Origin of the sequence: Priestia aryabhattai B8W22 (assembly GCF_000956595.1) — a bacterium.
GTDB classification, from domain to species: Bacteria; Bacillota; Bacilli; order Bacillales; family Bacillaceae_H; genus Priestia; species Priestia aryabhattai.
Genome location: NZ_JYOO01000006.1, coordinates 49,140 through 61,258 on the forward strand (window position 1 = coordinate 49,140; position 12,119 = coordinate 61,258).

Consider the following 12,119-nt stretch of genomic DNA (forward strand, 5'->3'; position numbering starts at 1 on the left):
TGAAAGGGTGTTCAAAACAATGACTGTTTATCGTATCGGGGTATTGGCGGGTGATGGCATCGGGCGGGAGATTGTCGATGCCACAGTTAAGGTAGTTAAAACTGCTTCTTGCAAAGCAGGAGTAAAAATGGAGTGGATTCATCTACCGATGGGATGGGAAGGAATTAAACAATATAACGATCCTCTGCCAGAAGTAACGATAGATGCTTTAAAACATACGCATGGATGGATACTTGGCCCGCACGATTCTGCGGCTTACCCCCTTCAGCACAAAGAAAAGCGTAATCCCAGCGGAGAGCTTCGTCACAGTTTAGATCTTTACGCAAATATTCGCCCCGCCAAAACAATGCCAGGCATTAAAAGCGTCTTGAAAGAAGCAGATTTAGTGATCGTCCGAGAAAATACAGAAGGATTTTATGCCGATCGAAATATGTATTCTGGACATGGCGAATGGCAGATTACAAAAGACGTTGTGGTGACATCGGGGGTATTTACGCGAAAAGCCGTAGAAAGAATTGCGCGTGAAGCTTTTGCATTGGCTATGCAGCGTCGTAAAAAAGTAACAATCGTACATAAAGCAAATGTTTTAAGATTAAGTACCGGACTATTTCTAAACGTTTGTCGAGAAGTAGCTGAGCAATATCCTGAAGTAAAAGTGGACGACTACCATATTGATGCCATGGCTGCTCATCTCGTGCGTCGTGCAGCCGATTTTGATGTCATTTTGACAGAAAACATGTATGGTGATATTCTTTCAGATTTAGCCGGCGAGCTTGTAGGAAGCTTAGGATTAGCCCCTTCTCTTAATGCAAATGAACATATCGCTATGGCACAAGCAGCTCATGGTTCTGCGCCCGATATCGCAGGTTTAAATATAGCAAACCCAACCGGTATTATTTCTTCAGCAGCCATGCTACTGAAATGGCTGGCTGAAAAACATGGGGATCACAAACTTACAGAAGTGGCTGCTACAGTAGAACACACACTTTATCAAACGCTCCAATCTGAAGTGAAAACGAAAGATTTAGGCGGACATGCCTCTACGTCGGAGTTTACAGAAGCTATTTTAGAAAAAATAAAATCCATGTAAAATTAACAGCAATTTATCCATTATATAGAGGTGATCATAATGAAAAAAAGAAAGATTATTATGGACTGTGATCCAGGTCATGATGATGCTATTTCTATTATTTTGGCTGCCGCACGACCGGAATTAGATATTTTAGCGATTACAACTGTTTCAGGAAACGCAGAAATTGAAAAAACGACGATGAATGCTTTGAAAGTGTGTGATTTGGTATCGTTACATAACCCGATTGTTTCAAAAGGAGCAAGCGAACCAATGATGCGCAGACGTGAAAACGCGCCTAGTATACACGGGGATTCAGGATTAGACGGCCCTGAGTTCCCGGCTCTCTCTCGCAGCTGGAGCGAAGAACACGGAGTAGATACTATTATACGAATGGTCAAAGAGTCAGAAGATCCCGTTACGCTTTTGCCTACCGGTCCTTTAACGAACATTGCTTTAGCTTTAATAAAAGCTCCAGAAATTAAAGAAAACATTGAAGAGATTATCCTTATGGGCGGTGGAACCTTCGGGAACTGGACGCCAACGGCTGAGTTTAACATTTGGGCAGATCCAGAAGCGGCTAAAAAAGTGTTTGATAGCGGCATTCCACTCGTAGTAATGGGGTTAGATATTACGCATCAAGCCGTTGCAACAGATAATGTTATTAACCAAGTGATGAACATTGATAATAACGTAGCAAAAAAGGTGGGTGAATTATTAGCATTTTTTAAATCTGCCTATAAAGAAACGTTTGGCTTTGATAGTCCGCCTGTTCACGATGTATTAACCGTTGCTTATTGCATAGCTCCAGAACTATTTACGCTCAAAGAAGTTAATATTGTAGTAGAAACACGCGGAGAATACACGGCTGGAACGACTTCAGTTGATTTGCTTGGAGTTACAGGGAGGAAAGCAAATGCGAAGTTTGGTTTAACCCTTGATGTAGATGGTTTTTGGGATTTAATGATTGAGGCTCTTAACACATATTCGGCTTCGTAATGTTCATCTAGAAGATAGGTTTTATAAAGTCAGCACCAGAACGTCGAGTTCGCAACTTGCTGGTGCTGACTTACTTTTATTCATACTATCTAGCTGTTTTTTTCGCTTTTTGATTGAGCATTACCATTACAGTAATAATTGAAGCAACAGTAACACTTCCTTACTTTCTGTTTGCAACGCCCGTTAAAAAATTCAAAAACACGTGTACGCCTGCTTTCACGGTAATTTCTCCTACATCACGCAGCGGATCTAGACATACAATATCCATTGCTTGAACAAGCGGATGACTCCCGGCGGTGTATACTGCTTCAAACAACTCATCTGTCCTCATTCCGCCTGTCGTTCCTGCTGGAACTCCCGGTGCGTAAGCGATATCTAACACGTCCATATCAACGGTTAAATAGATCATGTCTACCTCTTTGCTCAGCTGTTTTAATGCTTCTTTCACCGTATGAGTTATTCCTGCTTTTCTTGCTTGCAGTAACGTTACATAATGGACGCCTTTGCTATCTGCATATTCCTTTAACGATTTTGAGTTATAAAACCCGTGAAGTCCGATATTCCATACATGTCTTGCATCAATCGTGTTGCTTTCAATTAAATTTCGTATAGGTGTTCCGTTAGAAGGACCGTTATCTTCTAAGCTGCGTAAGTCAAAGTGCGTATCAAACTGTAAAATCCCTATCTTCTGTTCGGGATGTGACGCTTGCCACCCTTTTACTAACATAGCTGTAATAGAATGATCTCCTCCAAGCATAACAGGCAGCGCATGCGGATGATATTTCCGTATAGACATCATCGCTTCTTTTATATGCTGATGGGATTTCTCTATATCCGTTACATGCTGTTTAACGTCTCCTAAATCTAAAACTGACAGGGAAGTTAAATCCGTATCATACTCAATATGATACGGATTAAAGGATTTCCATAGCTTCCTCATGGCCATTGGCGTCTCACTGGCTCCAGAAGCGCTAATGGAGGACCTTGAAAGAGGCACGCCTAAGACCGTAATATCTATCGATGTAAAGTCGAAGTTGCTCCCATCTTCAACTGTTTGAATCCAATCGCTTACTTTTGGGTCATGAGTGCTTTGACGCTGCCAGCAAAAAGGCGGTCGATCAAGCTGTGGGTACGGATAGCTCATGTAACACACCGCCTTCAACCACTACTTTTCCATCTTTCAATACCGTGTCTACAAGATTTACCGCATAGTTATATTGCAGCGTTTGATAATTTGGAGCGTCAAATAGTACTAAATCAGCTTTTTTCCCTACTTCAATACTTCCAATTTGATCGCCTTTGCAAATGGCGTGAGCTGCATTGATCGTACAGGCCGTTAAGACTTCCGCTGGCGTCATTTTCATCGTTAAACAAGCTAAATTCATAATAAACGGAAGTGATTCCGTAGGAGAAGACCCTGGGTTTCTATCTGTTGATAACGCAACAGGCACTCCTGCTTCAATCATTTTTCTAGCACGCGCCGGTTCTTCCATTAAAAAGAATGCAGTACCCGGCAATAAAATGGCTATAACTCCGCTTTCAGCCATTTGCTTAATTCCTTGATCCGATGCTTTTAGTAAATGATCCGCAGACACAGCTCCTACTTTAGCGGCTAATTCTGCACCGCCAAAGGAAACAATTTCATCAGCGTGGATTTTAGGTTTTAGCCCGTATGCTTTTCCAGCTTGTAAAATACGCTCTGACTGTTCAACTGTAAACACGCCTTCTTCACAAAACACATCACAAAACTCCGCTAGCTCTTCTTTTGCAACGATTGGTATCATTTCTTCGATAACAAAACGAACAAACTCATCTTCATTGCCTTTATACTCAGCTGGCACCGCATGAGCTCCCATAAAGGTTGAAACCACATCTACTGGATGCTGTTCATTCAGTTTCTTCGCTACTTTTAATTGTTTGATTTCGTCTTTAAGATTTAAACCGTACCCGCTTTTTGCTTCGACAGTTGTAACTCCGTACTGCAGAAATTTATTTAAACGTTTTGTAGATTGCTTGATTAGCTCCTCTTCTGTTGCTTGTCGTGTACTAACGGTTGTTTGTAAAATTCCTCCTCCCGCTTTTAAAATATCAATATACTTTGCTCCGTTTAAGCGCATTTCTAATTCTTTTTCACGACTGCCGCCAAACACAAGGTGAGTGTGGGGATCAATCAACCCAGGCGTTACAATTTTTCCTTCGGCATCAATTATATTAATAGGTTCATGAATATGCTCAAGGTATTCCTGCGCTTTGACGTCAGGCCCAACAAATACAATTCTTCTATTTTTCACGAGTACGCTGCCGTTTTCAATGATTCCTAGATCTGACATTTCCTCCGATCGTCTAGGCTGACTTCCTCCTTTAACCGTAATGACTTGTGCAGCACATTTGATATACGTAACAGTCATACGTATCCCTCCTTTTTTATTCATTTAACGCGGGAATTTGTATTCCTTTTTCTTTTGCAGTTTGAATGGCCTTATCATAGCCGGCGTCTACATGACGAACAACACCCATGCCAGGGTCTGTTGTTAAAACACGTTCTAGACGTTTTGCTGCATCTTCTGTACCATCTGCTACTACAACCATTCCAGCGTGCAGAGAATACCCCATACCTACTCCTCCTCCGTGGTGAACAGATACCCAGCTTGCGCCTGCTGCCGTATTTACTAATGCATTTAAAATAGGCCAGTCTGCTACTGCATCACTGCCATCTTTCATTGCTTCAGTTTCACGATTTGGCGACGCCACAGAACCGGCATCTAGATGATCTCTGCCAATAACGATAGGCGCTGACAGCTCTCCGTTTGCTACCATGTCATTAATAATTTTTCCAAAGCGCGCTCTTTCTCCGTAGCCTAGCCAGCAAATACGAGCCGGCAATCCTTGAAACTCAATTTTTTCTCGCGCCATTTTAATCCAGTTGCAAAGATGGGTATTATCCGAAAACTCACGTAAAATGACTTCATCTGTTTTATAAATATCTTCTGGGTTTCCCGACAAAGCGACCCACCTGAACGGTCCCTTTCCTTCACAGAACTGCGGACGGATGTACGCTGGGACAAATCCCGGGAAGTCAAATGCATTCGTGACACCTTCATCGAGCGCCACTTGGCGAATATTATTGCCATAGTCAAAAGCAACCGCGCCTTTTCTTTGCATCTCTAACATGGCTTGAACGTGAATAGCCATACTTGCTTTTGATTGTTTTACATATTCATTTGGATTTGTATTCCGCAATCTTTCTCCTTCAGCTAAGCTGACTCCAATCGGTAAATATCCGTTAAGCGGATCATGTGCCGATGTTTGATCCGTCACAATATCTGGGATAAATCCTCGCTTTATCATTTCAGGAAGAATCTCGGCTGCATTTCCAACTAATCCAATGGAAAGCGCTTTGCCCAATCTTTTTGCATCTTCAGCTAACGTGATGGCTTCGGCTACGCTTTCAACTACCGTATCGCAATACTTTGTTTCGATACGTTTTTCAATACGCGTGCGATCAACATCAATTCCAATTACAACGCCGCCTGCCATCGTAACAGCTAGTGGCTGTGCGCCTCCCATTCCTCCTAATCCAGCTGTTACCGTAATCGTTCCTTTCAAACTTCCGTTAAAATGCTGGTTGGCACACTCAGCAAATGTTTCATAGGTACCTTGAACAATGCCTTGGCTTCCGATATAAATCCAGCTCCCTGCAGTCATTTGCCCGTACATCATGAGCCCTTTTTTATCGAGCTCATGGAACGTCTCCCAATTCGCAAAAGCAGGAACAAGATTTGAATTTGCTAATAAAACACGCGGCGCATCACTGTGTGTTTTAAAAACCGCAACAGGCTTACCGGACTGTATGAGAAGCGTTTCATCTTCTTCTAACTCTTTTAACGCTGCGACAATGCGATCGAACGCCTCCCAGTTACGGGCTGCTTTTCCGATTCCTCCGTATACGACTAACTTTTCTGGATGCTCCGCTACTTCGGAATCTAAATTGTTTAGAAGCATGCGAAGAGCAGCTTCTTGTACCCAGCCTTTTGTCGTTAGTTCTGTTCCACGAGGTGCTTTTATTCCACTTTGTTTTGTCTCCATTTCGTTTTCCTCCTCTATAAAAATGAAAAACTGTTAAACTAACTTTTTATTAAAGCGCTAATTCATAATTAGTATCTTGCACAAAGGTTTTGAAATCAGCTGCTAACCCTTCAATATCACGTGAGAAAATTCGATCTTTAGTAATGGTTGGTACGGTTTTTCTAATTCTTGAATAAATTTTTCTTGTTTTCGAAGCAAGTTTATCTACTCCTTGAATATCGGCTGCTTGAGCCGCACAAATTGCTTCAATCGATAGAACTCTTCGTGTATTTTGGATAATTTGATAAGCATGACGTGCAGCAGTCGTTCCCATGCTGACATGATCTTCTTGATTCGCTGAAGATGGGATAGAATCGACACTTGATGGATGCGCTAATACTTTATTTTCGGAAACTAATGAAGCTGCAGCGTATTGAGTAATCATGAGCCCGGACTCTAGACCTGGATCTGCACTTAAAAATGCCGGCAGCCCGCTAAGCTGAGGGTTTACTATTCGTTCAATGCGCCGTTCAGAAATATTCCCAAGCTCCGCCATTGCAATTCCTAGAAAATCCATAGCAAACGCAATGGGCTGCCCGTGAAAATTCCCTCCAGAAATTACTTTGCCGCTGTCGGCAAAGATGAGCGGGTTATCGGTTGCTGAATTAATCTCAATTAAAAGCTTTTCTTTTACATAATTTAAAACTTGATAAATAGCACCATGAACTTGAGGAATACAGCGCAGTGAATAAGCATCTTGCACTCTTAGTTGACCTTGAGAAGTAGTTAATTGACTGCCTTCTAAGTACGAAAGAATTCGGGCAGCTACCTGCTGTTGTTCGCGATAAGGTCTTACTGCATGAGACTCTGGCATGAATGCTTCTACAATACCTTGCAGACCTTCTAATGTTAGTGCTGCAATTCCGTCCGCAAGATCAGCGAGCTTTTGAGCTTCAAGGTACGAAACTACGCCTACAGCCGTCATTGCCTGAGTGCCGTTAATTAGAGCTAGCCCTTCTTTCGCCTGTAATTGTATAGGTTCAAGCCCCGCTAGCTTTAAAGCTTCTTCTCCTTGCATTCGCTGACCATTATATACAGCTTCCCCTTCTCCAACTAACAGCAGCGCTAGATGTGATAACGGGGCTAAGTCACCGCTAGCTCCAAGAGAACCTTGACTCGGGATAACCGGCACTACGTTTTGGTTTAAGCAATCGATAAGAAGTTGCAAGGTTTCCAGTCGTATTCCGGAATACCCTTTAGCTAATGCGTTCGCTCGTAAAAGCAGCATGACTCTGCTTACTTCTAACGAGAATGGCTCTCCTAGTCCGCAGGCATGACTGCGAATTAGGTTAATCTGCAGATCAGCTAAGTCTGTTTTTGAAATAACTGTATCGCTAAACTTTCCAAATCCCGTATTGACTCCGTAAATGACATTGTTGTTCGTAATGCTCTCTTCAACTAACGTTCTGCTTTTTTGTATATGTTCAACTGCGTGATCGCTAATTTTCACGGAGTATCCTTGGTAAATAACTTTGTAAATTTGGTCGAACGTCAGTGAATTTCCATCAATTTGAATAAACATCATACCCGCTCCCTTGTTAAACTGTAGACTGCCTTTTCTTTTTGAACACAAAAAGGGGCTATATCAAAGAGGAAACAAGCTCCTTTTGATATAGCCCCCTATAAACTAACCTACTTACACTATGGGCTTTTATTAATAATCAGTATTTCACTTATACATACAATCGCTAAATGACTAAATCACTATACACTTTAAGCTGTACAACTTAAAGCAACTAGGGTACCTACACTAAGTATTACGCTGAATTAATCATTTGTCAATTATTATTTAAGAAAGTTTTAAATAATCTGAAATAAAATCGTTATTTCTTATAGCAGCGATGATTCACGGCTGCACAATTTTATTTTTTTAAACGTTATCGAACGTTCATGTCACTTGGGTGCGGACCTTTACGGCGATTGCTGTTTAACCCATTAATCTCTGCCATATCATCGGCAGTGAGTTCAAAATCAAACACGTTAAAGTTTTCTTCTATTCTAGACGGTGTAACTGATTTAGGGATGACAATTGTGTTGTTTTGTAAGTGCCAGCGCAATACAACTTGAGCTGGAGTTTTGCTATGTACTTCAGCAATTTTTTGAATAACCTCGTCTTGTAACACTTCTCCTCCTTGATCAAGAGGGCTCCATGCTTCCACAAAAATATTATGTTTGGCGCAAAACTCTTTTAATTCATTTTGAGCAAGATACGGATGGCACTCAATTTGGTTTAAAACAGGTGTTACATCACATTCGTTTAACAAGCGCTCTAAATGCTCAATTTCAAAGTTGCAGACGCCAATTGCTTTTACTTTTCCATCGTGATAAAGCTTTTCTAATGCTTTATACGTCTCCACATACTCATCATATTGAGGCGTAGGCCAGTGAATTAAATATAAATCGACATAATCAAGTCCTAATCGTTCTAAGCTTTCATCAAATGCACGCAATGCATTTTCATAGCCTTGGTCGCTGTTCCAAACTTTTGTTGTAATAAACAGCTGTTCTCGAGGAACAGAAGATTCTTTAATCGCTTGACCTACTCCTTCTTCATTTTTATAGATCATGGCTGTGTCAATAGACGTATATCCCACTTCAATTGCTTTTGACACTGCAGCTGCTGCTTGGTTATCTTCTACTTGCCATACGCCAAATCCAAGCTGAGGCATTTTTAAGCCGTTGTTTAATGTAATAATATTCATTTTACATGTCTCCTTTTTTGTTAAAAAGTTCAAAGTTTTAATGATGGTGCCAGCCGATCAGCATAGCAACCTGTCCCATTATAATGCCGACTGGGATTCCTATAACCATGGCTCCAAATCGAAATTTAAAAGACCATGCGCGCGGCACAAGGGAAAACAAATAAATCATACTCATCGTTGCCATACATGTACTGCTAAAAAAACTGACGACAGTGTGTAAATTTGGCATTACTTCTCCTCATTTCACTAGAACGTTTGCGCCTTTTCAATTTCATCATTTATCTTTTGTTCTAATGCCTATGTTTTCGTAGCCGACATAGTTACATTCTTCAAAGGGTTCCGTAATCCTGCTTTAATCAGTTAAAAATACTTTACCTACGTAACTTTTTTAATTAAAACGAATATGTGCTTTTAACTCCAAAGTTGTGTATAATTTCTGTATATTAAAATAATAAGAATTTTTCACTTTAAAGAACAACTGTACATTCTCTGTAGGGCAATCATACATATTTGCGAGAGTCAATGAAAGGAATGGATATAAAAAATGGCGATTGAAAAAGTAAAAGCATATTTTAAACAATATGGCATGGAGAATCGAATTATTGAAATGGATGAGTCCAGTGCTACTGTAGAACTGGCAGCGCAAGCTTTAAAATGCGAGCCGCAACGAATCGCAAAAAGTCTTTCTTTTAACGCCGAAGGAACCGTTTTATTGATTGTGGCAGCGGGAGATGCAAAAATTGACAACCGAAAATATAAAGAAGAGTTCGGAACCAAAGCAAAAATGCTTGGAGCAAGTGAAGTAGAAACGCTGATTGGTCATGCTGTAGGCGGAGTATGCCCGTTTGCCGTTAATGAAGGTGTCCACGTGTATCTAGATGAATCTCTGAAACGTTTTATTACCGTTTTTCCTGCCTGTGGAAGTGGAAATAGTGCAATCGAATTAACAATACCCGAACTAGAAGAATTTTCGAAATGCTTAAAATGGGTTGATGTGTGCAAAGGATGGAACGAATAATCTATGTGAATGACGGTGCATATATAATTAATAAAAACGCCAACGAGCTGAAACAATTTTTTGTTTCAGCTCATTGGTGTATCTAAACGAATTTATGAAACAGCTTAACCCAACCTAGGTAAGAAACCCCTAAGAGAAATACAAAAAGAAATAGTAAAGGAATGTTCCTAGGGATAAAAAGCCAGCCGTCTAACGTATTCCACAGAAATTCACTTTTATTTGCTTTTCTCATCATTTTCACCTCAAGCAGATTTACTATTTTTTCTTCAAAAATTCTTTTACATAGTTATATACAGTATCTTCAACTTATGACCTTTTTTCAAGAAAAACGTGTACGGAAAATGGACTGAATGTGAATCTTTTTAATTTATACCCGTTATGTACGCACTCATCGTCTTATTTTCATCTGTAAAAAAGAAGAAGCCTACATGTTTAGATGCAGGCTTCTTCTCGTTGATTCAGTCTTTCCTTTGTTTGCCTAGTCAGGCCCTTTCGTTACGTATATCGGTTCATAACCAAAGTGCCTTGTGTCAGATACGAATATCTGCTTTCAATTTGCGGTAATACATTTGCTGAAGTCGCTGTTAAGCCTTTCAAAACTAATCAGTCCCTTCAAACGCTAAGTATTTAACCTTCCACAACAACCATTTGCATGATAGCTGCTGTATTATATGTGTACCCCCTATTTATATAGTAAAACCTAAAAAAACAAATTTTTAGACTTTATAGCAAAGAAAATTTAGATCCTATAAGCGAAAAAAGCGCGCCAGCTATCAGTGCCTCTTCTGCTCATTCTCACGCAGGTAAAGAAAAGCATCCGCAGTGAAATTGATCAAATTTATTTAATGTATCATTTGATCAATTTGTTGAAATGCATCTTCAAGTGAAGCATATCCATTTGTTTCTTCTTCGTTACCTTGAACGGTCCATTCTTGCTTTTCTACTGCTAGTTTCCCGTCTTTATCTTTTATATAAGGTTTGTTAACCATAAACACCTGATCATTCTTCTTTACTGTATAGCCAAGATAATAATGATTCCCTTCTCCTTCTTCTTCATATACAGAAACGCCTTGAAGGTTATATTTGTTTAAAATGTCATCCATATGATGAGTCAGTTCACTTACAATCGCTTCTCTTCCTACATATTCCACATTTCATACCCCTTTTCATTTTGATTTATACTTAGCATTCCCTTGAGCATATTCAATTACACTATCTTTCAAACGTTGTATAAACAAAGCGACTCAATATGAAATTCATTCATTACACAATAATAAAAAAGCTACCTCACTATTAATACAATGAAAAAACATTGCTACGTGAAGTAGCTTTTTATTAATTAATGGAATCTATAGAAATAAGAAGATGTGCGAAACTTGATTATAGTTCAGTTAAAATAATCGGTTCACCGTTTGTTACAACAATCGTATGTTCACATTGTGCTACAAGACTATTATCAGGTGTAACAAACGTCCAGCCGTCGTCTCCACGTTCAATGATATGATCAGCTTTCATAGAGATAAACGGTTCTACAGCAATAACAAGACCTTTTTTCAAAAGTGCTTTATCCATTGGATCATAATAGTTTAAAATGTGGTTAGGAGCGTCATGCAAGCTGCGGCCAACACCATGACCCGTTAAATTTTCAATAACCGCGTATCCGTTTTGGTGTGCAAAGTTAGAAACAGCACGACCAATTTGGTTTTGTTTTGAACCAGCTTTTACTTTTTTCATAGCTGCCCAAAATGCATCTACTGCAGCTTGACACAGCTTTTCTTTTTCTTCATCTTTCCCGATAACAAATGAAATGCCTGTATCTGAATAATAGCCATCAAGTACGGCAGATACATCCACATTTACTAAATCGCCATCTTTTAATACGCGATCTCCCGGAATACCGTGAGCCACTTCTTCGTTTACACTAATACACGTTACACCTGGGAAATCATATTCTTTTTCAGGTGCAGAAATAGCACCGTGTTCATCCAATATTTTTTTACCGATCATATCAAGCTCTTTTGTTGTCATACCTGCTTTTGCTTGGCTTTTCATCTCTTCGCGCGCAAGTGCAACGATGCGTCCAATTTTGCGTAAACTTTCTAAATCTTGTTCGTTACCAATAATCATAAAAAAACACTTTCCTTCCTCGAAATATATATCCTATCCGATTTTATCATATTTTTATGAGGATTTTTCAAAAGACCTT

General features: G+C 39.9%; 11 protein-coding genes. 3 read left to right on the forward strand and 8 right to left on the reverse strand.

Features of this window, described 5'->3' with window-relative positions; translation table 11 throughout:
• Positions 1 to 19: 19 nt before the first annotated feature.
• Both N178_RS06490 and N178_RS06495 read left to right on the forward strand, forming a co-directional pair.
• Entirely contained in the window at positions 20 to 1,090 is a 1,071-nt protein-coding gene (locus tag N178_RS06490) for an isocitrate/isopropylmalate dehydrogenase family protein (RefSeq protein ID WP_045291369.1), read from the forward strand.
• Between the two features lie 39 nt (positions 1,091 to 1,129).
• Entirely contained in the window at positions 1,130 to 2,068 is a 939-nt protein-coding gene (locus N178_RS06495; RefSeq protein WP_045291371.1) for a nucleoside hydrolase, read from the forward strand.
• A 160-nt stretch (positions 2,069 to 2,228) separates the two neighbouring features.
• Here N178_RS06495 and N178_RS06500 read toward each other — a convergent pair whose 3' ends face one another.
• From N178_RS06500 to N178_RS06525, 6 genes are all read right to left on the reverse strand, one after another.
• On the reverse strand, positions 2,229 to 3,212 hold the full coding sequence (locus tag N178_RS06500; protein WP_045291373.1) for an agmatinase family protein: 984 nt from the start codon (positions 3,210 to 3,212) through the stop codon (positions 2,229 to 2,231).
• Entirely contained in the window at positions 3,187 to 4,476 is a 1,290-nt protein-coding gene (hutI, locus tag N178_RS06505) for an imidazolonepropionase (protein WP_045291374.1), read from the reverse strand. Before hutI ends, N178_RS06500 begins: the two co-directional genes overlap by 26 nt.
• Positions 4,477 to 4,492: 16 nt before the next feature.
• The gene (gene hutU / locus N178_RS06510) at positions 4,493 to 6,154 is read right to left on the reverse strand and encodes a urocanate hydratase (RefSeq protein WP_045291375.1); all 1,662 of its coding nucleotides are present in this window, start codon (positions 6,152 to 6,154) and stop codon (positions 4,493 to 4,495) included.
• 49 nt (positions 6,155 to 6,203) lie between these two features.
• A complete protein-coding gene (gene hutH / locus N178_RS06515) occupies positions 6,204 to 7,715 on the reverse strand; it encodes a histidine ammonia-lyase (RefSeq protein WP_045291376.1) in 1,512 nt (503 codons plus the stop codon).
• A 355-nt stretch (positions 7,716 to 8,070) separates the two neighbouring features.
• Positions 8,071 to 8,895, reverse strand: coding sequence for an aldo/keto reductase (locus tag N178_RS06520; RefSeq protein WP_045291377.1), 825 nt, complete (start codon positions 8,893 to 8,895; stop codon positions 8,071 to 8,073).
• Between the two features lie 37 nt (positions 8,896 to 8,932).
• Positions 8,933 to 9,124, reverse strand: coding sequence for a hypothetical protein (locus tag N178_RS06525; protein WP_034653208.1), 192 nt, complete (start codon positions 9,122 to 9,124; stop codon positions 8,933 to 8,935).
• A 315-nt stretch (positions 9,125 to 9,439) separates the two neighbouring features.
• On the opposite strand from N178_RS06525, the gene N178_RS06530 reads away from it, so the two are divergent.
• Positions 9,440 to 9,913: a YbaK/EbsC family protein gene (locus tag N178_RS06530; protein WP_045291379.1), complete on the forward strand. Its 474-nt coding sequence runs from the start codon at positions 9,440 to 9,442 to the stop codon at positions 9,911 to 9,913.
• An 842-nt stretch (positions 9,914 to 10,755) separates the two neighbouring features.
• Here N178_RS06530 and N178_RS06535 read toward each other — a convergent pair.
• Positions 10,756 to 11,064: a DUF5634 family protein gene (locus N178_RS06535; RefSeq protein ID WP_045291381.1), complete on the reverse strand. Its 309-nt coding sequence runs from the start codon at positions 11,062 to 11,064 to the stop codon at positions 10,756 to 10,758.
• Between the two features lie 229 nt (positions 11,065 to 11,293).
• Positions 11,294 to 12,040, reverse strand: a complete 747-nt coding sequence (map, locus tag N178_RS06540) for a type I methionyl aminopeptidase (RefSeq protein ID WP_045291382.1) — start codon at positions 12,038 to 12,040, stop codon at positions 11,294 to 11,296.
• Between the last annotated feature and the right edge of the window lie 79 nt (positions 12,041 to 12,119).